The following is a 26,690-nucleotide window of genomic DNA, read 5'->3' as shown; positions in this document are numbered from 1 at the left end:
GTTCGATGCGTTGGGTTCACGCCGCGCCAGGCGGCTTCTGCGCCCAGTAGAACGGCACGTCGCGGCAATACGACGGAATGGTCAGCACGTCGTTGACCGGATCGAACATCAGCGCGCGCTCGTAGGCGACCACGCTCACGCGCGGCGCATCGCCGACAAGACCGAGATACCACGCCCGCATGATCGCGGTGACCGTGCCAGCGAGCTTGGGCGTATCCACCTTGAGCGCCTGCGTCACCGTATCCGACGGCACGCCGCCATGCGCCGCGAGCCACACGTTCAGGGCGCTCACGTTGCCTACAAACTCGCTGTCCGACTTCGACAGCGCGTCATACACGCGCTGCGCCAGCGCAGGATCGAAGGTGGTGCGTCCGGTCAGTTTGCGCGAGAGCAGCAGGAAACCGTCGAGACCTGCAGGCGGGGTATCGGCGAAAGCCCGGGTGAAGAATGTTGGGAAACCGAAACCCACAGAAGTGAACGCGAGCGCGGCTGCTGACGCACACGCGCCGAGAACAAAACGCCGGCGTGTGGCCGACTGTGCGCGCGCCATGGGGTGATCGAGTTGTGTCATGGTGTGAAGTCCCAATTCGCGTTGTTCAGAGAGGCGATGATCGATTGCACCTGTCGATATCCCCCGAGCAGTTTTTTTAAGGCACGCCTTGCGGCGGCCGAGGCATGCACGATGAAGCGGATAACAACCAGCCGTTGGCCGCTGGCAATTGAAAGGCGCACGGGCAATAATCGCGGCACTTTAGGACCGTGAAGCACTGCATCTTGCTGTGTCTTGCCCGATACCGTTCCGTGCCAGCTTAACGCCATAACCGCCATAACCCGCCATAACCAGACCGCTATAAAAAATGAATCTCGTTCCCCAAGTACTTCGCTATCGCCCGCGGGCAGTCATTGCACTCGTGATTGGTGTGATCGTGGCGCTTTTGGTTCCACATGACTTCAAGCCGATCGTGCGCGGCCTCATTGGATGGGACAGTGCTGTATGGCTGTATCTCGTGCTTATCTGGATTCAGATGGCGCTTGCGCGTCAAGACAAAGTGCAGAAGCTCGCCGAACGCGAGGATGAGAATGCAGGCATGGTGCTGCTCATCATCAGCCTGGCCGCTATAGCAAGCCTCATCGCCATTGTGTTCGAGCTCGCCATGGCCAAGAACCTGGGCTTGCGCGGCGCGGTGCTCCACTATCTGCTGACTGCATTCACAATGCTGGGCGCGTGGTTCCTCATCCCGACCATCTTCACACTCCACTACGCACGTCACTACTATCAGTCAGAGGGCGACGAGACATCGCTGAGATTCCCGGATGCCCATCTCAAGCCGGACTATTGGGACTTCCTCTATTTCTCATTCACGATCGCGGTGGCGTCGCAGACTTCGGATGTCGTGCTCTGCTCCAATGAAGTCCGGCGAGCGGCGCTCGCGCAATCCGTCTTGTCGTTCTTCTTCAACGCCGCGGTGATCGGATTATGTGTCAACACGGCGGCCAGCTTACTTGGGCCTTGAGCTGATTTGATCTGATTCAAGAAGCAAATATTGCCGTCACGACTGAGTGCCTTCGGGCGTAATTTCCGGCTCGGATAAATTAATCTGGAGGGCTGACAATTCTTGCATCTCGATGGATAAGCGCACCGCCAGCCCCGTCTTTCGTATAACGATTCCCGAACTCTCCGTGTAAAAACGCCGCCCGCAGCGCGTGCTTTTTTACACGGCTTCCGAGGTTCGCCTGACATCGACCTCAGGGCTTAGCAGAGCCCGTCTCTTTCCCCCGGTTTCAGCAGATTCTTAAGAACATGGCACACGCCTTGCTCTAGCTATCCCGCACCCTCTCTTCCCTCCGATAAAAGCACCGGACGCATGCGCCGCAGATTCTTCTGGCCCCAAGCGCATCCCATCGCTTTTCATCCATCAAACGCCAGGAGTCAGCTTTGTCCTTGAACGTCTTGCTTGTCGCTTCCGAGGCTGTGCCGTTAGCCAAAACTGGCGGACTGGGTGACATGGTCAGCGCGTACGCCGTTGCGTTGCGTGAGGCCGGAGTTGATGCCGCGATCCTCATGCCGGCCTATCCGACAGCGCTGCAGATGGTCGCGGGATTACAGAAGGTGGCTTCGGTGACGGGGCTCCCCGGTGGGGACGGCGCGCTGTATCGTGGTCGCATGCCAGAAACCGGCGTGCCCGTGATCCTGCTGCGCATGGATCATTTGTACGCACGCGAAGGCCTCTATCAAGACGCGAAAGGACGCGACTACGAAGACAACGCGATTCGTTTCGCGTCGTTATCGGCGGCGGCGGTGAAGATTGCCGAAGGCGTTCGAGGGTTCAAGAAGCCGGATATCGTGCACGCGCATGACTGGCATTCTGGACTCACACCGCTCTTGATGAAGCAAGCCGGCGTGCACGCAAAAAGCGTTTTCACGATCCACAATCTGGCGTTCCAGGGCAACTATTCGCTCTCGCTTGGTGCAGCGCTCGGCGTGCCTGCCAAATGGCTCGTGCCCGCGTTGACCGAACCTGCGAGCATCGAATTTTATGGTGCATTGAGTCTGATGAAAGCCGGCATTGTCCATGCCGACCACGTTGCTACCGTCAGCGAAACGTATGCTCGCGAAATCCTCACGCCGCGCTTCGGCCACCTGATGGAAGGCGTGCTGCAAAGTTGCGCCGGCAAGCTCTCGGGGATCATCAACGGTATCGACGTAGATACCTGGGACCCGAGGACCGATCCGCAAATCGCCCGCCATTATTGTTTCGACGATATGCGCGGCAAGCACGCCTGCAAGCGCGAGTTGCAGCAGATGTTCGGCCTTCCCACCGACCCCTTCGCGCCGGTGATCGCGCTCGGCAGCCGGATGACATCGCAGAAAATGGCCGATGTCGCCGTGCAAGCCATTCCCGCGCTGCTGGAACACTATCCGCGTTTGCAGATTGCCGTGCTCGGCAAAGGCGAAGCATATATAGAAGCCGCGTTCCAGCGGCTGGCGCAGACCTGGCCGGATCGGGTGGGTGTCTATATAGGTTACGACGAGCGCCGCGCGCACGTGCTGCATGCCGGTGCTGACATCCTGCTGCATGGCAGCCGCTTCGAGCCTTGCGGCCTCACGCAAATCTACGCCATGCGTTATGGCACGTTGCCCGTGGCATCGCGCGTGGGCGGGCTGGCGGATACGATCGTGGATGCTGCCGACGCAGCCGACTCTGCGGGGCATCAGACGGGTTTCCAGGCATCTCCCGTTGGCGGCTTCGAGGGCGCAACGTCCTCGCGCCCGGCGACCGGCTTCCTCTTCGATGGCGACCGTGTGCAGGACGTGATTGTCGCCGCCACGCGCGCCATCGACGCCTTCATGCGTCCGCAACAATGGCGCGCGCTTCAACGCAACGCGATGGCGCGCGATTACGGCTGGGACCAGGCGGTAGCGAAGTATGTCCAGCTATACGCGAGTCTCACCGATATGCGTCCCGCCAAAGCACCGTTGCGCACGCGCCGTGTGCCGGGCAGGGTTCGGGCAGTGCCGGTCATGGCGGTGGCCGAGGCCGAGCGTCGTGAAGCGCAACAGGCACAACAGGCGCAATTCGTCGCACGCAGCGCCTGACGTTCCACACACCCCTTTTCGATGGTACGGTTACAGGGTTGGCCGTTCGCGGCGCACTGGATTGCAGTGCGCCGCGAACGCATGTCGTCTGACCTGAACCCGCATGCTGGTCGCGAACCATTGGCTACGCTCAGGCTCCGACATACCCCAGGAAACGCGAAAGAGGCGCGGCACGCTACGTGCTGTGTCCTTCAAGCGACCCTGGCGCCGCACCGAACGGCGTATCGCCTGATGACCTGACGTCGATAGTCGATACGCACCGCACTCGTCACCCCGGAATTGGTGCTTTGAAGACTGTCTGAGGCTCGTCTGCCGTAGCCGTTCTTGCGGTTTGGTTTATTGCCTGGTTGAGCGCGATCGCGTTTTCCCGCATCCACGCCATAGCAGGACGAACTGGAAAAGACGACCGATGGAACACCATCACATGCTTCAAGCATACGCACCAAGAATCTATTTCATCGATCCGCTTCTCGTCGGACCATTGCGCGAGTGGTCCGCACAATTCGAACATGCCGCCGCGCTGGGCTTCGATCACGTCCTGATCGGCGCGCCGTTCCAGCCAGGCAGCAACGGCCATCGACAGGCCGTGGCCGATCATCACAAACTCCATTCTGTATTCGAATCCGACGCACCCGCGAGCGAGGGCCTGCGTCTGCTTGCAAGTCAGGCGGGCAAGCACGGCCTGACCTTGCTGGTCGATATCACCCTCGACCAGGTGAGCGCTGAAGGCGGCTTGTTCCGGGACAACCGGCACTGGTTCCATCCGTTCGAAGCGGCTGAAGCCCGGCTCGATCCGCGTCATGCGCCGCATGAAGAAAGCGCGGCGCATGCGAATTTCGCTGATGGCGAAGCGGCCCAGGCGCTCACCGAATGGTGGGCGCGCGAGCTGATGCTGCTGGCCGATGCCGGCATTGGCGGCTTTCGCTTCGAGGCGCCGCACAAGGTGCCGGCCCACGTGTGGCGCAGGCTCGGTGCGGCCGTTCGCGAACGTCATCCGCAAACGAAATGGCTGGCATGGACCGTCGGCATCAGCCGTCAGGACCTCGCCGCTCTCGCCGATGCCGGTTTCGACTCGGTGTTTTCATCGTCGCGATGGTGGGATTTCCAGAGCAACTGGCTCTTCGATGAACACGCCGCGCTATTTCGCATCGCGCCGCCCATTGCGTTTCCAGAAGAGCCCTACGGCTCGCGCCTGCTCCACGATCTGCCTGACACCGGCGACTCGTCGCTGGTAGAACGTGCCTACCGGCGCGCGTTGTACACGGCGGCGGGCATAGGCACCGGCCTCCTCGTGCCCATGGGATTCGAATACGGCGTCACGCAGCCGCTCACCTACAACCACGGCAGCGCGGAAGAATTCCGGCGCGCGAGGGAAGGCGCGCGCTTTAACGTATCGGCGGAAGTGGCGCACGCCAACGCGTTGCAACGCAACTCGGCGGCGCTGGCGAGCACGGGCGAACTGCGCGCGCTGACCGGCGCGGGCACGCCTTACGCGGCCATTCTGCGCGGCAGCGGCCCGGACCTGCGGGTCGCGGCCGAGGCGGCGCTGATCGTGCTGAACCCGGACCTCACCACGCCGGTTTATGTCGATACCCGTCATTTGCTGGACGGCGCACCGGGCAACTTCACGCGGTTTCGGGCAATTGACGAGGACACGACGGAAACGCCGCTGCCGCTCGAGCCTTTCCTGCTGCAACCTGGCGAAGTGCGACTGCTGCGCGGCGCGGCCGAGCCGCCCATCCTGCTGGCGCAACCCCAGGTCAAGCGCGGCGCCAAGGCAGCTGACAAGAAGTCGGTGAACGAGGCGTTGGTGGCGCCGCGGGTGGCGATCGAAAGCGTGACGCCGTCGGTCGATCACGGGCGCTTTCCGGCGAAGCGGATCGTAGGTGAAGCGGTTGAAATCACGGCGGCGATTTTCGCGGAAGGCCACGACAAGATCGCGGCCGCCGTGCAATGGCGCGCCGCCGATGAAACCGACTGGCACGAAGCGCCAATGGTGCCGGTCCTGCCGCGCGGCAACGATCTGTGGACGACGCACATTCCGCTGGACCGCTTAGGCCGTCATGAATTCACCGTGATCGCGTGGCGCGACGACTTCGCTTCGCTGATCGATCACATGCAGAAGAAGCTGAAGGCCGAACAGACGGTTGAACTCGAACTGGAGGAAGCGCGCCATTTGTTCGCGTTGATCCTGGCCGAAGTGAAAACCGCGGAAGGCGTGCAGACGGAACCGCTGGAACGGATCGTCAAGCAGTTCGCCAAGGCCGATGCAGACACCCGGCTCACGTTGGCGCTCGCACCGGAAACGGCGCTGGCGATCGAGGCGGCGCGGCACCGGCCGTTCCTGTCGCGTGATCCGGTGACGTATCGGATAGACGCCGAACGCGCCGCCGCGCGCTTTGCAAGCTGGTACGAAATCTTCCCGCGCTCCATGAGCGACGACGAAAATCGTCACGGCACGTTTGTCGATGTAATCGGCAAGATGCCGCGCATCCGCGAGATGGGCTTCGACGTGCTGTACTTCCCGCCGATCAACCCCATTGGCGTGGCGAACCGCAAGGGCAAGAACAATACACTGACGGCCCTACCCGGCGACGTAGGCAGCCCTTACGCTATCGGCGGCAAGGAAGGCGGCCATGACGCCGTGCATCCCGAACTCGGCAACCTGGACGACTTCAAGCAGATGCTGGAAGCCGCGCGTGCCCACGGTCTGGAGATTGCACTCGATTTCGCCGTGCAGTGTGCGCCGGATCATCCGTGGCTGAAGGAGCATCCCACGTGGTTCGCGTGGCGCCCCGACGGCACGCTGCGTTATGCGGAAAATCCGCCGAAGAAGTATCAGGACATCGTGAATCCGGACTTCTACGCGCAAGACGCGAAGCCGGAACTCTGGCTCGCGTTGCGCGACGTGTTCCTGTTCTGGATCGCGGCAGGCGTGAAGATTTTCCGCGTCGACAATCCGCACACCAAACCCATGCCGTTCTGGGAATGGGTGATCGGCGACGTGCGCTCGCGTCACCCGGACGCCATGTTCCTCGCCGAAGCGTTCACGCGTCCGCGCGTGATGAACCGGCTCGCCAAGCTCGGTTTCTCGCAGTCGTACACGTACTTCACGTGGCGCGAGTCGAAGCAAGATTTCCTGGAATACATGCATGACCTGACGCAGACGGACGCGAAGGACTATTTCCGGCCGAACTTCTTCGTCAATACGCCCGATATCAACCCGCGTTTCCTGCAACGCTCAGGCCGCGCCGGTTTTGTGATCCGCGCCGCGCTCGCTGCGACGCTGTCGGGGCTATGGGGCGTGTATAGCGGCTTCGAACTCTGCGAAGCCGCCGCGCTGCCGAACAGCGAAGAATATCTCGATTCGGAGAAGTATCAGATCCGGGCCTGGGACTGGAACCGGCCGGGGAATATCGTCGGGGAAATCACGGCGCTGAACCGGATCAGGAAGGCGAATCCGGCGCTGCATTCACATCTCGGCGTCAACTTCCTTCCCGCTCACAACGACAACATCCTGTTCTTCGAGAAAGCGAATGCGGCGCGCGACAACATCGTGCTGGTCGCGATCAATCTCGATCCGTTCAACGAACAAGGCGCGGACGTGGAACTGCCGTGGCAGACGTTGAATAATTGGGGTGTGCAGGAATGGGACGCACTGGCCGTGGAGGACCAGATGACGGGCGAACGTTTCGAATGGCGCGGCAAAAAGCAGCATATCCGCCTCGACCCGAACACGCGGCCGTTCGCGATCTGGAGAATCGCGCCGACGTGGGGTTTGCCGCGGGCGCCGACTCCCCTCTGAGCGTCACCTGACAGTCATCATCACGACGGCACTCGCCGACGTGGCACAGAACAACTCATACAGCCGGGACAAACCACCGTCGCGGCTCAAGGAGCGACACGTGAAGCGTAACAAGAATTCGACTCTCAGCAACGATCCGCTCTGGTACAAAGACGCGATCATTTATCAGATCCACATCAAGTCTTTCTTCGATGCGAACAACGACGGCATCGGCGATTTCCCCGGCCTGCTGGCGAAGCTCGACTACATCTCCGAACTCGGCGTGGATACGATCTGGCTGCTGCCGTTCTATCCGTCGCCACGACGTGACGATGGTTACGACATCGCCGATTACCGCAACGTGCATCCCGATTACGGCACGCTCGCCGACGTGAAGCGTTTCATCCAGGAAGCGCACGCGCGCGGCATTCGCGTGATCACCGAACTCGTTATCAACCATACGTCCGACCAGCACCCGTGGTTCCAGCGCGCGCGCCTCGCGAAGCCGGGCTCGAATCATCGCAACTACTACGTCTGGTCCGACACTGACAAGAAGTACGAAGACACGCGGATTATTTTCATCGACTCGGAGCCGTCCAACTGGACGCATGATCCCGTCGCCGGCCAGTATTACTGGCACCGCTTCTTCAACCACCAGCCGGACCTGAATTTCGATAACCCCGCCGTACTCAAGGAAGTGCTGCAGGTGATGCGCTTCTGGCTCGACATGGGGATCGACGGCTTGCGGCTGGATGCCGTGCCGTACCTCGTCGAACGCGAAGGTACGAACAACGAAAACCTGCCGGAAACACACGCGATTTTGAAGAAGATCCGCGCGACTATCGACGCGGAATATCCGAACCGGATGTTGCTGGCCGAAGCGAATCAATGGCCGGAAGACGTGAAGGAGTATTTCGGCGACGAAGATGAATGCCACATGGCCTTCCACTTCCCGCTGATGCCGCGCATCTACATGTCGATTGCGAGCGAGGACCGCTTCCCGATCACGGACATCATGCGGCAGACGCCGGATCTCGCGCCAACCAACCAGTGGGCCATTTTCCTGCGCAATCACGACGAACTCACGCTGGAAATGGTCACGGATTCCGAGCGTGATTATTTGTGGAACACGTACGCAAGCGATCGGCGCGCACGGCTGAATCTTGGCATTCGCCGACGTCTCGCTCCGCTGATGGAACGCGACCGGCGCCGGATCGAACTGATCAATTCGCTGCTGCTTTCCATGCCCGGTACACCCGTGATCTATTACGGCGATGAACTCGGCATGGGCGACAACATCCACTTGGGCGATCGCGATGGCGTGCGTACGCCGATGCAATGGTCATCGGATAGAAACGGCGGGTTTTCGCGCGCCGATCCCGAGCAACTTGTGCTGCCGCCTGTGATGGGTTCGCTCTATGGGTATGACGCCGTGAACGTGGAATCGCAAAGCCGCGATCCGCACTCGCTGCTCAACTGGACCCGCAAGATGCTCACGGTGCGTCGCGGGAAACAGGCGTTTGGCCGAGGCACCATTCGTTTCCTGCGTCCGAACAACCGCAAGATCCTGGCGTATCTGCGTGAGGTCGAGGGTGAACCGCCAATCCTGTGCGTGGCGAATCTGTCGCGGGCGCCGCAGGCCGTGGAACTCGATTTGTCCGAGTACGCCGGGTCGGTGCCTCTGGAAATGACCGCGGATTCCGCGTTCCCGCCGATCGGGCAGCTCACGTATTTGCTGACCTTCCCGCCGTACGGTTTCCTGTGGTTCCAGTTGTGTCCGGGCAATCAGCGTCCGGCATGGAGCCAGGCGCCGTCCGAGCAATTGCCCGAATTCGTGACAATGGTGATCCGCGCCGGCCAGACCGGCCCAACACCGGAAAACGTGCGCTTGCTGGAGTCGGAAGTGCTGCCGTCTTATTTGAGCAAGCGGCGCTGGTTTGCTTCGAAGGACAAGAAGCTGATAGGCGTGCGTCTGGCGGCATTGACGACCATTCCGGAAGCGGGTTTTGCGTTCACGGAGATCGAAGCCGATGTCGGCGATCACGTCGAACGCTACGTGCTGCCGCTCACCATTGCATGGGGCACCGAAACGACTTCGCCGCTCTATATGCAACTCGCGCTCGCCCGTGTGCGCCAGGTTCGTAATATCGGACACATCACGGACGCCTTCGCCGTCCCGAACTTCACCTACGGCGTGTTGAAGAAGCTCTTGCAGCGGGCGATCATTCCCACGGTGCAGAAGAGTGAGATCCGCTTTATTCCCACCGAACGGCTCGACGCGCTTGCCGCCAACTTCAAGCCTGGAGAACCACCGCCGGAAATTCGCTGGCTGGCGGCGGAGCAGAGCAACAGCTCGCTCGTGATCGGCGATCAGATCGTGCTGAAACTGGTGCGCCGGCTTGTCGGCGGGATTCATCCGGAAGCCGAAATGAGCCGGCACCTGACGAAGCTCGGTTACCAGAATACGGGACCGCTGTTCGGCGAAGTGGTGCGGGTGGACCCGGAAGGCGTGCCGCATACGCTGTGCATCTTGCAAGGGTTTATCGACAACCAGGGCGATGCGTGGAATTACGTGCTCGATTACCTGCGCCGGACCGTGGATGAACTCGCGCTGGCCGTGGATACCGGCGACCACTCGGTGGACCGCGAGAAGGAAATGCTCGGGATCGAGGGGTATCGGAAAGTCACGGGGATCATCGGACGGCGGCTGGGCGAACTGCATGTTGCGCTCGCTCAACCTTCGGATGACCCCGCTTTTGCGCCGGAGAAGGCATCGAAGAAGGACGTGTGTGGCTGGAACGACGGCACGCACACGCTGCTTGTTACTGCGCTCGATATCCTCGCATCGAAGCTTCTGGAGTTCAGCGAGCACGACCGCGAGATGGCGCAGAGCCTGCTCGATCGCCGTGATTTGCTGCTCGCGGCCGTGCAAAAGCTCGTGCCTGAAAACGCTGATGCGCTGCGCATCCGCATTCACGGTGACTTCCATCTGGGTCAGGTGCTGATGGCGCAGGGCGACGCGTTCCTGATCGACTTCGAGGGCGAACCTGCGCGGCCGCTGGAAGAGCGCCGCAAGAAATCGAGTCCGTTGCGGGATGTGGCCGGTTTATTGCGTTCCTTGTCGTATGCCAGCGCCGCTGCGCAACCGACGACCGGCAACGCGCCACAAGCGACCGCCGATCGCAAGCGTGCGCTGTTCGAGCGCCTGCGTGGTCATGGCGAGGAAGGTTTCCTGCTCGAATATCACGCGGCGGTAGAGGCTTCACCACAGCCGATTGCCGGCGATGCAGCCACCTTCGCCGCCCTGCTCGATCTTTTCCTGATCGAAAAGGCAGCCTACGAAATCCGCTACGAAGCGGCGAACCGTCCGACGTGGATTGGCTTGCCGTTGCGTGGCCTCGCGTCGCTCGCGAGCCGCCTGCTTGGCGATACGGGCGCGCCGGCTGCCCCTGGCACGCGACCTGTGGACGCCGCACTCAAGGACACATCTGATGGAACCGAACATGAATAAGCGCACAGACGAAAAACTGCTGACCGAAGGTCTGCATCCGCTCGATATCGACGCGCTCGTCGAAGCTCGCCATCCCGATCCGTTTTCGAAGCTTGGGCTTCATCAAACCGACGCCGGCCCCGTGGTCCGCGTGCTGTTGCCCGGTGCAAGCGGTGTGCAGGTGCTCGAGCGCGACAGCAGCAAGCCGCTTGGCACGCTGACGCAGGTTCATCCGGCGGGGTTGTTTATTGGGTTTATCGATGAGATGCAGGCGTATCGGCTCAATATCGATTGGCACGGCACGCCGCAGGAAGTCGCCGATACCTACTCGTTCGGCCCCGTATTAAACGATGAAGCGTTGAACCGCATTTCCGGCGGGGACCCGTACGCGGTGATGGAATGTCTGGGCTCGCGGCCGGTCGTGCATGGCGGCGTGGCGGGTGTGCGCTTTGCGGTATGGGCGCCGAATGCGCGGCGCGTTTCGGTGGTGGGCGACTTCAACTCGTGGGACGGCCGCCGGCATCCCATGCGCCTGCGCCACGGCGCTGGCGTCTGGGAACTGTTCGTGCCGGGACTCGGTGCGGGCACGCGGTACAAGTACGAGATTGTCACGCGAGAAGGCCACACGTTGCCGCTGAAGGCCGATCCGTGCGCGATGCAGAGCGAGTTGCCGCCGGCGACGGCTTCGGTGGTGGCGGATGCTGAGGCTATCGATGGATACGCGTGGACCGACAGTGAGTGGATGAATTCACGCGGACCGCGGCAGACCGTGAACGCGCCGATTTCCGTGTACGAAGTTCATGCGGAATCGTGGCTGCGGGTTCCGGAGGAAGGCAATCGCGGGTTGAACTGGCATGAGCTTGCTGAGCGCCTGATTCCGTACGCGAAGAGCATGGGGTTCACGCATCTGGAGTTCATGCCGATTGCGGAGCATCCGTTTGGCGGGTCGTGGGGATATCAGCCGTTGGGGCAGTTTGCGCCGTCGGCGCGGTTTGGGACGCCGGAGCAATTCGCCGAGTTCGTGAACCGCGCGCATGAGGCCGAGCTGGGGATCATTCTCGACTGGGTTCCCGCGCATTTCCCGAACGACGCGCATGGTTTGATCGAGTTCGATGGCACGCCGCTTTACGAGCATGCGGACCCGCGAGAGGGATACCACCAGGACTGGAACACGATGATCTACAACCTCGGCCGTAACGAGGTTAGCGCGTTCCTCGTGGCGTCGGGGTTGGCTTGGTTGAAGCGTTACCACGTCGATGGATTGCGCGTGGACGCGGTGGCTTCCATGTTGTATCGGGACTATTCGCGCAAGGCGGGCGAGTGGGTGCCGAACATGTATGGCGGCCGCGAGAATCTGGAGTCGATAGCATTTCTCAAGCGCCTTAACCACGAAGTCCGCCAGATTCCTGGTGCGATTACGATTGCTGAGGAGTCGACAGCGTGGCCGGGTGTGACGGCATCGCTTGAGCACGGTGGGCTTGGTTTCGATTTCAAGTGGAACATGGGCTGGATGCATGACACGTTGCACTACATGGAAGAGGATCCGGTCAATCGAAAGTACCACCACAACATGTTTACGTTTGGGATGGTGTATGCGTATTCCGAGCGATTTGTGTTGCCGCTTTCACATGATGAGGTGGTTCATGGGAAGGGTTCGTTGATTGGGAAGATGCCGGGGGATCATTGGCAGAAATTTGCGAATCTGCGTGCGTATCTGGGATTCATGTGGACGCATCCGGGCAAGAAGTTGTTGTTCATGGGTGGTGAGTTCGGTCAGTTTGGCGAGTTTAATCACGATGCATCGCCGCACTGGCATTTGCTTGACGATGCGTTTCATGGTGGCTTGCAGAAGCTCGTTCGCGATTTGAACCGGGTGTATGGCGAGGAGCCGGCGCTGTACAAGCTTGATAGCGATCCACACGGGTTTGACTGGTTGATCGGCGATGACGCGGCCAATAGTGTGTTTGCGTTCCGGCGCACGGATGGTGAGGGTCGTGAGTGCGTGGTGATTTCGAATATGACGCCGGTGCCGCGGCTGGGATATCGGGTGGGGTTGCCGAGGGGTGGGAAGTGGAGTGAGATTGTGAATTCGGATGCGTCGGTGTATGGCGGATCGAATATGGGGAATGGGGGCGTGATTCACGCCGAGAATGTTTCGAGTCATGGGCGGGAGTGGTCGGCTGCTCTGACTTTACCGCCGTTGGCGACCATCGTTTTGAGGGCCGATTAACAGGGGGTTTTCGTTCGCACTTGGTCGAGGATTTTTCGTTCGCACTCGGGTTGGGGTTTGGTGGGGCGGTTGATGGTTGTGGGGCGAGTTAGAGGGTGGGGGTGAGGTTGGGTGGTGGGGGTGAGGTTGGGTGACGGGGGTGCTTTAAGGGGTTAGCAGTCGGGGTTGATGCCGGGGTGCCAGGTTCCAGGGTTAGCGGTCTGAGTCAGTGCCGGGGTGCCAGTTTCTGGGGTTAGTGGTCGGAGTCAATGCCGGGTTGGTGCTTTCAGTGTTAGTGGTCTGCGAGAGTCGGATTTTCTCTTTATCACTATTAGCCACTGTGCGTGGCGGCACGTCATTTCTTTGTCCAAAGCGACAAAGAAACGAAGCAAAGAAAACGCTTTAACCGCTCTACCCTAAGTGTCCACAGCGTGCAGTTTTGATTCATAGGTGCCCCAAAAGCACGGTGCTCGCCAGAACCACCGATGTTTGAACCCCTCCTTCTCGCGAATCCTGACACGAACACGCTTCGCCCCCAACGCTCTCGGGCAAGCACGAGTTGCCCACGAATCAGCGCGGCCGGCCTCACGCGTATTTGCTGCTCCGTTTCTTAGTGGATTTGCCGCCCGGTTTGCGCACTTATTTTCTTGAGCTACGCCTAGGATGCCTTTGCGGCCTCGTTTTTTGATCGGTTAGCCGATGGTCTTCGGCAAGTGATCTGCGAGTCTATTCTTAGTGGACCGCACGACCGTCTGCCTATTTTTTGCGTCACTTTTTTAGTGTGTTTGCTTGACATGCGCGGTGCTTTTAGTCGCTTACGGACCTACGCATTTTGGCGACTTTATTTCTTGGCGGGTTGGCTACGTGGTTCGAGGCACTTACACATTTGGTGGTGGTCGTCCGCGGATAGCGCGAGGTGCCCCTTGGGCAGATTCAGTCACTGGTGGCAAAGCGTGTGGGTATCCGTGTTCGGAGAAGGAGGGGTTCACACATCCTCTGCTCTGGCGAGCACCGTGCTTTTGGGGCACCCATGAATGAAAACTGCACGCTGTGGACACTTAGGGTAGAGCGGTTAAAGCGCTTTCTTTGCTTCGTTTCTTTGTCGCTTTGGACAAAGAAATGACGTGCCGCCACGCACAGTGGCTAACAGTGATAAAGAGAAAATCCGACTCATGCAGACCGCTAACGCTGAAAGCACCAACCCGGCACTGACCCCGACCGCTAACGCGGGAACCTGGCACCCTGACATCAACTCCGACCGCTAACCCTGGAACCTAGCACCCCAACACCACCCCGACCACCCCCGAACCACCAACCAAACCACCAAAAACCCGAGTGCGAACGGAAACCCCATGGCTAATTCTTTTCCTGACAAGTTACTCCCGGGCGCGGCTTACCCGCTCGGAGCCAACTGGGACGGTTTAGGCGTCAACTTTGCAGTGTTCTCAGCGAACGCACAAAAAATCGAAGTCTGTCTCTTCGATACCACCGGCCGCAAGGAGCTCGCCCGCTTCGAACTGCCGGAATGCACCGATGAAATCTGGCACGGCTACCTCCCCGGCGCACACCCCGGCACGGTCTACGGTTTCCGTGCCCACGGCCCTTATCAGCCGCACCACGGCCATCGCTTCAATCCCCACAAACTGCTCCTCGACCCCTACGCGAAAAAACTCGTCGGCCAATGGCGCTGGTCCGACGCACTGTTCGGCTATCGCGTGCACTCGAACCGGCTCGACCTGTCGATGGACCGCCGCGATTCAGCCCCCGCCACCCCCAAATGCGTCGTCACCGACGACGCCTTCGACTGGTCCCGCGACACACGCCCGAACGTCCCCTGGGGCGAAACCGTCATCTACGAAACACATGTGCGCGGAACCTCCATGCTGCGCCAGGACATTCGCCAGCACGAACGCGGCTCGTTCGCGGCGCTATCGTCGCCGTGGTTCATCGAACACTTGCAAAAGCTCGGCATAACCGCTGTCGAATTCCTCCCCGTACACGCGTTCCTCAACGATCGCTTCCTCGTCGAACGCGGTCTCAAGAATTACTGGGGCTACAACACGGCAGGGTTCTTCGCGCCCGAACCGTCATACCTGTCGACCAACCGGCTGAACGAAATGCGCATCGCCGTGCGCCGGCTCCACGCGGCGGGCATCGAAGTGATTCTCGACGTGGTCTACAACCACACATGCGAAGGCAACGAACTCGGGCCGACCGTGTCATGGCGCGGCCTCGACAACGCCAGCTACTACCGCCTGATCCCCGGCGACGAACGGCTCTATATCAACGAAACCGGTTGCGGCAATACGGTGAACCTGTCGCATCCACGCGTGCTGCAAATGGTCATGGACTCGTTGCGCTACTGGGCAACGGCCTTCAATATCGATGGCTTCCGGTTCGATCTCGGCGTGACGCTAGGCCGCGAAGGCCATGGTTTCGACCCGGGTTCCGGTTTCTTCGACGCCATCCGCCAGGACCCGATCCTCAACACGCGCAAGATGATTTCCGAACCCTGGGATATCGGCCCGGACGGTTATCAGGTCGGCAACCACCCGCCAGGATTCGCCGAATGGAACGATAAATTCCGCGACGGCATACGCCGCTTCTGGCGCGGCGACGCCGGCGTGCGGCCCGATCTCGCCGCGCGTCTCACCGGCTCCGCCGAGCTGTTTCACCGGCGTATGCGCAAGCCCTGGGCATCGGTGAATTTTGTCGCCTCGCACGACGGTTTCACGGTCGCGGACGTGACGTCCTACGAGCAGAAACACAACGAAGCGAACCAGGAAGGCAACAACGACGGCCACAACGAAAACTGCAGCTCGAACTGGGGCGAGGAAGGCCCGACCGATGACCCCGCTATCCTCGAAACCCGCGGCCGCGTGGCACGCGCGCTGATCGCGACGAACCTGCTGTCGCTCGGCACGCCCATGCTGCTCGCCGGCGACGAATTCGGCCGCACGCAACGCGGCAACAACAACGCGTATTGCCAGGACAACGAGATTTCGTGGATCGACTGGCGCCAAGCGGATTCGCCCGCCGGCCGCACGATGACGGACTTCGTCGCCCGCGTCATCGCGCTGCGCAAAAACTACCCGCTGTTGCGGGAAATGCGCTTTCTCCACGGCGATCGTGAAGTGCTGCCGGGTCTCTACGACGTCAGCTGGTTCGACGAACGCGGCGCGGCGCTGACTATCGACGCGTGGCAGGACCCCGAAGGACGCGCGCTGACGCTGCGTCGCGCGGGGCCCGGCCTGAACGGGGAAGTCGATGTCATCCTGATCATGATGAACGGATCGTCGGAGGCGCTGAGCTTCTCCGCCCCAGCACCGCACTTGGAATGGAACGTGCTCATGGATAGCGCTGTGCCCGACGCGCTGCAGTATCCGCTGATCGGCGGGGAACTGGAGGTACAGGCGCACAGCGTGGCCGTGCTGCTCGCGCAGCCGACCGGGGACGCCGACTGGCAGGCTGTCTGGATGGCCGGCGCCCACGAGGGGCCGCGGCTCTTGACGGCGTTGCCGCCGGACCCGGGCACAATCGGACCGCGACGGACAGCGGAACCGTGGAAAACGCCGGTGCCCGAGCACGCGCCGCCCGCAAAGGAGGAAAATTGAACGGCTCGAAGACGGTTCGCAGATGTCATGCAAAAGTCATGCAAAACGCCGGGCAGGCTCCAAGCCAAGTAACTGACCAAGCGCACTGAAGGCCACACACATCATGTCCGAAACCCCGATCGATCCGCACAAGCGTCACCATGCCTATTGCCTGCCCTTCGGCGCTCATCTCACCGATGCCGGACATACGCGTTATCGCTTCTGGGCGCCTTCGCTTACGGCTGTGCAACTGGAGCTCTACCCTGATGAAGAGAGCGCGGCCACCACGCTCATCGACATGACCCCAACCGCCGACGGCTGGTTCGAAGCGCTGGCCGTAGGCGGCGCGGGCACGCGTTACCGGTATCGGATCAATGCGGATCTGGCCGTGCCCGATCCGGCCTCCCGTTTCCAGCCCGACGACGTCCATGGTCCGAGCGAAGTGATCGATCCGCGTGTGTATCGCTGGGAAAACACGAACTGGCATGGCCGGCCGTGGGAAGAAACCGTGCTTTACGAAGTCCATGTGGGCGCGCTGGGCGGTTATGCCGGTGTGACGCGCCGCCTGAAGGAGTTCGCGCATCTCGGCGTGACGGCCATTGAACTGATGCCGCTCAACGACTTCAGCGGCAGCCGCAATTGGGGTTACGACGGCGTGCTGCCCTACGCACCCGATTCGGCCTACGGTACGCCTGACGAACTGAAGACACTCATCGACACCGCGCATGGCTTCGGCCTGATGGTCTTCCTCGACGTGGTCTATAACCATTTCGGACCGGACGGCAACTATCTGAGCACCTACGCCAAGCCGTTCTTTCGCGAAGGCGTGAATACGCCGTGGGGTCCGGCGATCGATTTCGAACGTCCGCAAGTGCGCGACTTTTTCTTCGACAACGCGCTGTACTGGCTCAAGGAATATCGTTTCGATGGCCTGCGCCTCGACGCCGTCCACGCCATCAACGACGACGAATGGTTGCGCGAACTGTCGGAGCGCGTACGTTCGTCCGTGGAACCGGGCCGACATGTGCATCTGGTGCTGGAGAACGAGCACAACACATCGAACCTGCTCGAATCGCATTTCAACGCGCAATGGAGCGACGACTCACACAACACGCTCCACGTCCTGCTAACCGGCGAGGACGAAAGTTACTACAGCGCCTACAGCGACCAACCGATCCAGAAGCTCGCGCGCGTGCTGAGCGAGGGTTTCGTGTATCAAGGCGAGCCCTCGCCCATCCACGACGGCCGGCCGCGCGGCGAACCGAGCGCTGGCTTGCCGCCCACGGCTTTCGTGATGTTTTTGCAAAACCACGATCAGGTCGGCAACCGTGCAATGGGCGAGCGCTTGCGCTCGTTGTGCAGCGAAGACTCGCTCTACGCCGCAACCGGCCTGATGCTTCTCACACCGCAAATCCCGATGCTGTTCATGGAAGAGCAGTACGGTTCCACGCAGCCATTCCTGTTTTTCACCGATTACCACGATGAACTCGCCGATGCCGTGCGTGAAGGGCGTCGTAAGGAATTTGCGAAGTTCTCCGCTTTCACCGACGAAAAACGCCGCGCGCAGATTCCCGATCCCAACGCCATCGAGACCTTCAGGATGTCGTCGCCCGATGAAAGCAAGCAACCCGCCGATCACAACGACTGGCTGCACTTCTATCGCTCGGCGCTGGCTGTGCGCACCAAGCTGCTGATGCCTCACCTGAAGAATGCGAAGGCGCTCGGCGCCAAGGTGATCGGAGAGAAAGCCGTGCTGGCAAACTGGCGGCTCGGCGACGGCAGCACCTATTCCGTCGCGCTCAATCTGGGCAAGCAAGCCGTGCCACTCACCGGCCATCCGCCGGGCAAGGTCGTATTCGAAACGCCGGCCCGGGCCCGCGACGCGGCGGATCGCGGCGAGCTGGGTGCAGAGACTTTTATCGCGTGGCTGACGGGCGATTTCGCCGATGCCGCATTCAATCATGACGCACGCCGCGTCAAAGCTTCGGGGAAAACCTCGTGAGCACGACCCTCAATACCCCGGCTACGCCGGATAAAACCCCCAGCGCTATCGAAGCACTCGCGACTAAGGCCGGTTTCGAGGTCGAGTGGCGGGACGCGCACAAGCAGATCCAGCGCGTGCCGGAAGAGACGCTGAAAGTGCTGCTGGAACGCCTCGGCCTGCCCTGTGACAATCCCACGCAACTCAAGCAGAGCGCAGCGACGCTCGATGCGGAATTGTCCGGGCGCAAGTTGCCGCCGTTGATGACCGCGGAGATCGATCGCGCCATTGCTCTGCCGATGGCGGCCGTGAAATCCGGCGCGCGGTATCGGATCGAACTGGAAAGCGGCGCGGTCATCGACGGGCGGTTTACGTCGCCGAAAGGGGCTACCGCATTGCTCTCGCCGATCTCCGAGCCGGGCTATCACACGCTGGTGATCAATGAGCAGCGCACGACGCTCGCGGTGGCGCCGCCGCGCTGCTACACCGTCGACGATGCCTGGCACGCGCTCCAGCCCAGCATGCAGGCAACCCCGCCGATGTGGGGCATGGCCGCGCAGGTGTACGGCTTGCGGCGCGTGGGCGACGGCGGTGTGGGCGACTTCTCCGCGCTCGCGACGCTTGCGTCAGAAAGCGCGCAGCGCGGCAGCCACGCAATCGCGATCAGCCCGATGCACGCGATGTTCAGCGCAGAGCCGAATAAATTCAGCCCGTACTCGCCTTCATCGCGACTGTTTCTGAACATCGCGCACATTGATCCGGCAGCGGTGCTGGGCGTGGAAGCGGCACAAGCGGCAATAAAAACAGCCGGTGTCGCCGATGAATTCGCCGAACTCGAGGCGCTGCAGCTGATCGACTGGCCGCGCGTGGTGACCGCGAAACTGGCCGTGCTGCGCGCGTTGTTCGCGCAGTTCAACGCGCAACTCAGTGCTCACGAAAACGACACGTTGCACAAGGATTTCGCCCGCTTCGTGAAACGCGGCGGACGCGCGCTGGAAGATCACGCGCGCTTCGAGGCGCTGCAGGCAACGCAATTGAAGGAAGCCAACGAAGGCCACTGGCGCAACTGGGCCGGTGAACTAAGCGATCCGCGCAGCGCGGCCGTCGCGGAATTCGCCGCCGCGCATAAAGACGAAGTCGATTTTTTCCTCTTCGCGCAATGGCTCGCGGCCAAGGGCTTGTCGCATGCGCAACACGTCGCACGCGACTCGGGCATGGCGATTGGCTTGATAGCCGATCTGGCCGTGGGCTGCGACAGCGCGGGCAGCCACGCGTGGTCGTATCGGGATGAAATGCTGCAAGGCGTGTCAGTCGGCGCGCCGCCCGATCTGTTCAACCAGGCCGGTCAATCGTGGGGCCTCACCACGTTTTCCCCGCGCGCCATGCGCACGCAGGGCTTTTCAGCGTTCATCGATATGCTGCGTGCCGCGTTCACGCTCGCGGGCGGCATTCGTATCGATCACATTCTCGGCTTGCGGCGTCTATGGCTCGTGCCCGACGGCGAAAGTGCGAAGAACGGCGCCTACCTGCGTTATCCGCTCGACGACCTGTTGCGGCTGATCGCGCTCGAATCGTGGCGGCATAAAGCCATCGTGATCGGCGAGGATCTCGGCACGGTTCCGCCCGGCTTCCGCGAACGCTTGCAGGAACACGGCCTGCTCGGCATCCGCGTGCTCTGGTTTGAACGCGCGGAAAAAGGCCCGGGCTTCAAGGCGCCGGCCGACTGGGATCACGACGTGGCCGCAACCACCACCACCCACGACTTGCCGACGGTCACCGGCTGGTGGATCGGCGAGGACATTGTGTGGCGCGCGAAGATCGGGCAGACGGCCGCGCGAGCGGACGGGCAAGATCCTGTCGAGATCGCCCAGGTGGAGCGAGGCGAGGATCGTAAATTGCTGTGGTCTGCGTTTCAGGAAGCCGGTGTCGCCGCGCCCGATATCTCCGTGGCCGCCGATATTTCCCCGCAAACCGCACCCGTAGACGAAGCGCTCGCGTTCGTGGCGTCCACGCCCGCGCCGCTCGCCATTTACCCGCTGGAAGACCTGCTCGCGCTCGCCGAGATGCCGAACCTGCCCGGTTCCATCGACGAGCATCCGAACTGGCGCCGGCGGCTGGCTGTACCCGTATCCGAACTCTTCGATGACGATTCGTTCGTCGACCGCCTGCTCGCGGTCGATCAGGCCCGGCAAAAATCCGCCCAGACGAAGGCGGCCACGCATAACGCTTCACCCACCGACTGAGACCATGACCGTTCCACGCTCCACGCTCCGGCTGCAGCTACACAAGGATTTCACCTTCGACGACGCCGCGCGCCAGGTCGACTACATGGCTGCGCTCGGAATCAGCCACGCGTATTTATCGCCGATCACGACCGCGACCAGCGGCTCGACGCACGGCTACGACACGGTGGACTACACTCGCGTCAATCCGGAACTCGGCGGTGAAGAAGGCTTGAGGCGTTTCGTCGACAAGCTGCGCGCGCACGAGATGGGGGTGATCGTGGACGTGGTGCCGAATCACATGGGCGTGGGCGGATCGGAAAACCTCTGGTGGATGGACATCCTGGAATGGGGACGCCACGCGGCGCATGCGCGCTATTTCGACATCGACTGGCATTCGCCCGATCCCGCGTTGCGCGGCAAAGTGCTCGCCCCGTTCCTGGGCGCGGCGTATGGCGAGGAATTGCAGGACGGCAAGATCAAGCTGGTATTCGACGCCGACCAGGGCCGCTTCAAGATCGAGTACTACGCGCACACGTTTCCGGTGAGTCCGCTCGACTACACGTCGGTGTTGCAGGACTACGCGCCCGAGATGGCGCAGCGCTTCACGGGTCTGTCCACGCAACCGGGCGACCAGCCGCGCGCCGACGAAGCGCGGGCGGCTTTAAAAGAGTACGCGGCAACGGCTGAGGGTAAGCGAGCTGTAGACACCGCCGTGCAAGCCCATTCCGGCGATAACCCCACTGGCCGCGACCGTTTGCATCGGCTGCTGGAGCGTCAGCATTACCGGCTCGCCTGGTGGCGCACTGCCGCCGACGAAGTGAACTGGCGGCGTTTCTTCGACGTCAGCACGCTCGGCGGCATGCGCGTCGAGCGCCCCGAAGTATTCGAGGCATCGCATGCGCTGATTTTCCGGTTGTTTACCGAAGGGCTGATCGACGGCGTGCGGATCGATCACGTCGATGGCCTCGCCGAACCGCGTGAATATTGCCAGCGCTTGCGTGGCCGGCTTGAAGAACTCGCGGAACATCGGCCGGAGAATCTGAAGCAGGACCGCACGTATTTCGTCGTCGAAAAAATCCTCGCACGCGGCGAACCCGTGCGTGACGACTGGCGTATCGACGGCACCACCGGCTACGACTTCATGAACGACGTCGGCGCGTTGCTGCACGATCCGCGCGGCGCCGAACCACTGGCAAAAAGCTGGGCCGAATTGTCTGGACGTCCGGCGGACTTTGCCATTGAAGCCGAAGCCGCGCGGCGCAAGATACTGTCGGAGAACTTGTCCGCCGAACTCGACCGCGTGGCGCGAGCGTTGCATCGGATCGCCCGCGATACCCCCGTCACCCGCGACTTCACGTATTCATCGTTGCGCCGGGTCGTGGCTGAACTCGTGGTGCACTTTCCGGTGTACCGGATCTATCCCGTCGGTGGTCAGCGCAGCGAGGAAGATGAACGCTTTTTCTCGCAGGCATATCAAGGCGCCAAAGCCGCGCTGGCGCCCGCCGATTTTGTCATCCTCGATCAGGTCGCGCAGTGGCTCGGCGGTCCGGGCGGTGACGATGCCGTCGAAGAGAAACCTCGTGACCGCGAGCGCTTGCTCGATCGCGGCCGGGATCGGGATCGCGATCGTCAGTCCGCTAGCGTACCTAACCAGAATCTGCAAGCGAACAGCGCCGGCTCGAACTCCAGCGGTTCACATCGACGAAACGCACAAACTCTGTTCTCCCAACTAACTTCGCCGGTGGCCGCCAAGGCGATTGAAGACACCGCGTGTTATCGATACGGCCGGCTGATCTCGCGCAACGAAGTGGGTGCCGATCCGGGCGAGTTCTCGTTGTCGGTCGACGCGTTCCACGCAGGCAATCTCGAACGTGCCAAACGCTTCCCGAACGCGATGCTCAACACCGCGACTCACGATCACAAACGCGGCGAAGACGTGCGCGCGCGGATCGCGGGATTGAGCGAGATTCCCGATGAATGGGCCGCGACGTTGCGAAGCTGGTCGACGTTGAACACGCCGCATCGACGAGCGCTGAACGGCGATGAACACGACTGGGCGCCGGGCGCGGCCGCCGAAGCCATGTTGTATCAGACGCTGGTCGGCTGCTGGCCGCCGACGCTCTCTCCCGACGACCAGGACGGCGTGAAAGAACTCGCCGAACGCGTAAGCGCGTGGCAGTTGAAGGCGCTGCGTGAAGCCAAGTTACGCACGAGCTGGTTCGCGCCCGATGAAGCGTACGAGAATGCGTGCCGCGATTTTCTCTTCGATATCCTCGCGCCGCAACGCCGCGATGGTTTCCTCGGCGAGTTGCCGGCGTTCGTCGAACGTGTCGCGCGGACCGGCGCGATCAATAGTTTCCAGCAGACGTTGTTGCGGCTGACATCGCCGGGCGTGCCGGATCTTTATCAGGGGACCGAACTATGGGATTTCAGTCTCGTCGATCCCGATAACCGACGGCCGGTCGACTTCGAGCAACGACGCGCGTGGTTAAGTGAAGGCGAGGCTGAGGGGGCGCCATCGGAGCAATTGAAGAACTGGCGCGATGGCCGGGTGAAGCTGGGTATTGTGCGGCGCGCGCTGGCATTGCGGACGCATGCGCATTCGCTATTCGAGAAGGGCGCTTATGTTCCGCTGAAGGTGGAAGGCGCGCACGCGGACAGCGTGATTGCGTTTGCGCGGCATGCGGGCAGCGCGTACGCGGTGGTGATCGCGACAAGGCTGGCCGACTCGCTGCTGGCTGAGAATAATACCGGCCTGCCGCTGGTGGATGCTGCACATTGGGGCGATACAGCAATCCTGTTGCCAGAAGCGCTGGCTTCACGTGCGTTGTTCGACTGGCTGAGCCCGAACGCGCCGAAGTCGGATGGCCAGCGTTTATTCATGCGTGACGCGCTGGCGTCGATGCCTGTGGCATTGCTGATGGAGGAAGGGGTGCCGCGGGTTTGAAGTGGCTTAAGGCCCCAAGGCGGGGTGAAGATCACTCCGCTTCCTGCGTCACCTCTTCATGCGGATACACGCGCACAAGCACGATGCGAGGCCCGTTCATCTTCTTCACCACGATATCGAATCGATCGAAGCCGACCCGTTGCCCTTCGCTCGGCAGGTCGCCCAGCGCGTTGATCACGAGTCCGCCGACAGATTCCGCCTGCCCTTCATCGATATCAATCCCCAACGCCCGTTCCAGCGACACCACCGGCAAGCTGCCCTTGCCCATCAGCGTGCCATCGTCCATGCGCGACCAGTCTGCGTCGCCTTGACGAAACTCATCGTGAATCTGGCCGACGAGCGCACCCAGCAGGTTATCCAGCGTCAGAAAGCCTATTGGTTTTTGCCCCTTGCGCCCGACCAGTGCAAAGTGCGGCGCGCCCTTGCGAAACCGGCGGAACAGTTCAAGCGCCGATAGATTCCCCGCCACGTATTGCACCGGCCGCACATGCCTGGCCAGTTCGTCCTGCAACGTGTCCTGCCGCGTCAGGCCTTGCAGCAGGCCGCGCCCGGCGCCATTGCGTGCGAGCAGCAAGTCCTTGAGGTGAATCATGCCGAGCACGTGTTCGCCGGAGGCATCGGCGAAAAGGGGATAGCGGCTGAAACGGTGGCGCGCGATCACCTGCATGTTGTCGCGCATGGGCAGGTCGTTGCGCAGGCCGACCATCTCGTGGTTCGGCCGCATCAGGTCCGAGACCGTCATGCGGCTGAAATCGAGCGAATGGGCGATCGTGTTCCATTCATCGGCGTTATAGGCAGACCCGGCAGTCCCGATTGTGTCTGGCAACGCAGCCGTCGATGCCCCGCTCAGGCGCCGGCCACGCAGGATCAACTTGAGTTCGTCGGTGGAATAGTGAGCGTCGTCGCCATGTCCGGTTCCGAGTCCGAACAACCGCAACACGAAATTCGCGCTCGAATTCAGCACCCAGATGAACGGGTACATTGCCCAATAGAAACCGTAGAGCGGCATGGCGACCCACAGGCCGACCTGTTCCGCGCGCCGGATTGCCCACGATTTCGGCGCGAGTTCACCCACCACGATATGCAGGAACGAAATGCAAGAGAACGCGAAGAACAGCGAGACCGCATCAATCAGCTTGACCGATTCGATACCCGCAAGCGCGAACAACGGGTGCAGCAATTCGGCGAATGCCGGTTCACCCAGCCAGCCAAGCCCGAGCGACGCCAGCGTAATGCCGAGCTGACACGCCGACAAATACGCGTCGAGCTTGCCATGGACCTTGGCCAGCAAGCGGCCGGGCAAACCGTTCGACCGTGCGATTGCCTGAACGCGCGTGGCGCGCAGTTTGACGAGTCCGAACTCGGCCGCGACGAAAAACCCGTTCAACGCGACGAGTAACAAGGCACCAATTAGCGCGACAACCTGATTCAAAGCAACCTGCTCCACAAAATGAAACCGCCAGTATAGAGGTGCAAGCTGACCGAAAGTTAAATCAGGTGGCGCTCAACGGCACGCGAAACCTGAGCGCAACGGCGGCGCCATCGGTGAGATCGTCGTGTTCGAACGTGCCGCCGTGCGCTTCAGCCACGCGTTTGCACAGGGCAAGTACCCACGCGATCCGCACGGCTTCCCGTGGCAACGTTGCCTGATTGCGGGCAAACGCCTCAAGCACGTGGGGAACGTCAGGATCCAAAAGCGCTGTCTGCGATGCGGTGAACGTGGCGACCGCGCTGAACGCGCCGCCCTCCGCCAGGCCGTTCAACACCACCTTCGATCCCGCCGCACTTGCCTCGGCGGCGAACGCAAGCATCAGCCAGAGCGCTTGGGCGAGACGTTCGCCGTCGGCGCTGATCTGCTCCTCCACCAGCGCGGATTCGACGTGCAGCGTGACCTGCCGCGCGCTCGCCAGGCTTGCGCGCGCTTGGGATGCGCTCTCGTCCATCAGGTGCCGCAGCGCGAACGGTGCGCGGTCGAGCGCCAGCGTTTTGGTCTCGGCGCGGGTGGTATCGATGAATTGCTCGATCAGCTTCACCTGCTGCTCCACGCCGGAGCGAATCCCGGTGAGCGCGCGTTGGGCAGGGGCATCGGCGGTATCGACTTTGCGCTCCAGCACGTAGCCCCAGCTGTGGATGGCGTTCAAGGGACCGCGCAGATCATGCGACACAAGCCCGAGCACGTGATCGCGCATGAACAACGCTGCTTCGGCACGCAGATGCGCGGTGCGCTCATCGGCTTGTCCGGGCTTGGTTTCCGTTGGTATTCCAGGGCTGCACGGCGAAACGATCAACGACACCGTATCGGCCCGGCCGATGCTGCCGGGCAGCGCGAGGATGGCGAACGAACGCAATCTTGACGGCGCGCTCTCCCCCTCATCAATACGTACCTTCGCACGCCGCACGCTGCCGGCGGCAAGAGCGGCGTCGGCAGCTTCGGCGAGCACGGCGATCAGGGGTTTGGGTAAGGCGGTATCGGCGAGAGCACGCCCTTCGATTGAGCTCGCGTCGAGATCGAACAGATGTGCAAAGACGGTATCGGCTGACAGACAGCGCTGCGCGGTATCCAGCACGAGCACGCCGTCCGTGCCCGCGACCGGCGCTTCAGGACGGGGAACGCGCCCCGTGTCGACCGTGCCGGAGAAAGACGTTGTCACGATGGGAAATCCTTGAGCGTTGATGAATGCGAGTATCTTGCCCGGTGTTATCGAGATGACCAGCCATTATAGGAGAGTGCTTCCGGGCTTTCCGTTTGGGGCTGGCCGCCCCTCCTCTCCCATTTGCGAGATATTGGCCAGGTCGTGCAGCAAACCTCGTACATGCTTCGCCGGATGTAACGATGCCACCCGAAAGCCCTACAATACCGGTT

Annotated in this window: 13 protein-coding genes; 9 read left to right on the top strand and 4 right to left on the bottom strand. The window is 61.7% G+C overall.

What is annotated here, in order from left to right; all coding sequences use genetic code 11:
• Window positions 1–16: 16 nt before the first annotated feature.
• Together ACSQ36_RS20195 and ACSQ36_RS20190 are read right to left on the bottom strand one after the other, a co-directional pair.
• Window positions 17–571: a sugar dehydrogenase complex small subunit gene (locus ACSQ36_RS20195; RefSeq protein ID WP_436183331.1), complete on the bottom strand. Its 555-nt coding sequence runs from the start codon at window positions 569–571 to the stop codon at window positions 17–19.
• Window positions 568–819, bottom strand: a complete 252-nt coding sequence (locus ACSQ36_RS20190; RefSeq protein WP_436183330.1) for a hypothetical protein — start codon at window positions 817–819, stop codon at window positions 568–570. The genes ACSQ36_RS20195 and ACSQ36_RS20190 overlap by 4 nt, the downstream gene beginning before the upstream one ends.
• A 38-nt stretch (window positions 820–857) precedes the next feature.
• On the opposite strand from ACSQ36_RS20190, the gene ACSQ36_RS20185 reads away from it, so the two are divergent.
• The 9 genes from ACSQ36_RS20185 to treY all read left to right on the top strand — a co-directional run bounded on the left by ACSQ36_RS20185 (window position 858) and on the right by treY (window position 23,827).
• Window positions 858–1,514 (top strand): DUF1345 domain-containing protein, encoded by a 657-nt coding sequence (locus ACSQ36_RS20185; protein WP_213766624.1) that lies wholly within the window; start codon window positions 858–860, stop codon window positions 1,512–1,514.
• A gap of 422 nt (window positions 1,515–1,936) precedes the next feature.
• A complete protein-coding gene (gene glgA / locus ACSQ36_RS20180) occupies window positions 1,937–3,598 on the top strand; it encodes a glycogen synthase GlgA (RefSeq protein ID WP_436183329.1) in 1,662 nt (553 codons plus the stop codon).
• Between the two features lie 424 nt (window positions 3,599–4,022).
• Window positions 4,023–7,403, top strand: coding sequence for a maltotransferase domain-containing protein (locus ACSQ36_RS20175; RefSeq protein ID WP_436183328.1), 3,381 nt, complete (start codon window positions 4,023–4,025; stop codon window positions 7,401–7,403).
• Between the two features lie 100 nt (window positions 7,404–7,503).
• The gene (gene treS, locus ACSQ36_RS20170) at window positions 7,504–10,893 is read left to right on the top strand and encodes a maltose alpha-D-glucosyltransferase (protein ID WP_436183327.1); all 3,390 of its coding nucleotides are present in this window, start codon (window positions 7,504–7,506) and stop codon (window positions 10,891–10,893) included.
• Complete coding sequence (gene glgB, locus ACSQ36_RS20165; protein WP_436183326.1) at window positions 10,886–13,102, top strand: 1,4-alpha-glucan branching protein GlgB; 2,217 nt, start codon at window positions 10,886–10,888, stop codon at window positions 13,100–13,102. The genes treS and glgB overlap by 8 nt, the downstream gene beginning before the upstream one ends.
• 1,331 nt (window positions 13,103–14,433) lie before the next feature.
• Window positions 14,434–16,695, top strand: coding sequence for a glycogen debranching protein GlgX (gene glgX / locus ACSQ36_RS20160; protein ID WP_436183325.1), 2,262 nt, complete (start codon window positions 14,434–14,436; stop codon window positions 16,693–16,695).
• Window positions 16,696–16,798: 103 nt separating this feature from the next.
• Window positions 16,799–18,676, top strand: coding sequence for a malto-oligosyltrehalose trehalohydrolase (gene treZ, locus ACSQ36_RS20155; RefSeq protein ID WP_436183324.1), 1,878 nt, complete (start codon window positions 16,799–16,801; stop codon window positions 18,674–18,676).
• Complete coding sequence (malQ, locus tag ACSQ36_RS20150) at window positions 18,673–20,898, top strand: 4-alpha-glucanotransferase (RefSeq protein ID WP_436183323.1); 2,226 nt, start codon at window positions 18,673–18,675, stop codon at window positions 20,896–20,898. The genes treZ and malQ overlap by 4 nt, the downstream gene beginning before the upstream one ends.
• A gap of 4 nt (window positions 20,899–20,902) precedes the next feature.
• Window positions 20,903–23,827, top strand: coding sequence for a malto-oligosyltrehalose synthase (gene treY / locus ACSQ36_RS20145; RefSeq protein ID WP_436183322.1), 2,925 nt, complete (start codon window positions 20,903–20,905; stop codon window positions 23,825–23,827).
• 31 nt (window positions 23,828–23,858) lie between these two features.
• On the opposite strand, the gene ACSQ36_RS20140 is transcribed toward treY, so the two are convergent.
• Both ACSQ36_RS20140 and ACSQ36_RS20135 read right to left on the bottom strand, forming a co-directional pair.
• On the bottom strand, window positions 23,859–25,259 hold the full coding sequence (locus tag ACSQ36_RS20140; protein ID WP_436183321.1) for a hemolysin family protein: 1,401 nt from the start codon (window positions 25,257–25,259) through the stop codon (window positions 23,859–23,861).
• A 61-nt stretch (window positions 25,260–25,320) separates the two neighbouring features.
• A complete protein-coding gene (locus ACSQ36_RS20135; RefSeq protein WP_436183320.1) occupies window positions 25,321–26,478 on the bottom strand; it encodes a sensor histidine kinase in 1,158 nt (385 codons plus the stop codon).
• Between the last annotated feature and the right edge of the window lie 212 nt (window positions 26,479–26,690).

The organism is Caballeronia sp. LjRoot34, assembly GCF_964253815.1.
GTDB lineage: Bacteria > Pseudomonadota > Gammaproteobacteria > Burkholderiales > Burkholderiaceae > Caballeronia.
Note: the sequence above shows the minus strand (reverse complement) of the source record. Positions and strands in the feature narration are given on the sequence as shown.

Bases quoted from the DNA above. Each gene is read 5' to 3' on its own strand.
- ACSQ36_RS20195 (WP_436183331.1), bottom strand. From the start codon at position 571: ATGACACAACTCGATCACCCCATGGCGCGCGCACAGTCGGCCACACGC.
- ACSQ36_RS20190 (WP_436183330.1), bottom strand. From the start codon at position 819: ATGGCGTTAAGCTGGCACGGAACGGTATCGGGCAAGACACAGCAAGAT.
- ACSQ36_RS20185 (WP_213766624.1), top strand. From the start codon at position 858: ATGAATCTCGTTCCCCAAGTACTTCGCTATCGCCCGCGGGCAGTCATT.
- ACSQ36_RS20175 (WP_436183328.1), top strand. From the start codon at position 4,023: ATGCTTCAAGCATACGCACCAAGAATCTATTTCATCGATCCGCTTCTC.
- glgB (WP_436183326.1), top strand. From the start codon at position 10,886: ATGAATAAGCGCACAGACGAAAAACTGCTGACCGAAGGTCTGCATCCG.
- glgX (WP_436183325.1), top strand. From the start codon at position 14,434: ATGGCTAATTCTTTTCCTGACAAGTTACTCCCGGGCGCGGCTTACCCG.
- treZ (WP_436183324.1), top strand. From the start codon at position 16,799: ATGTCCGAAACCCCGATCGATCCGCACAAGCGTCACCATGCCTATTGC.
- treY (WP_436183322.1), top strand. From the start codon at position 20,903: ATGACCGTTCCACGCTCCACGCTCCGGCTGCAGCTACACAAGGATTTC.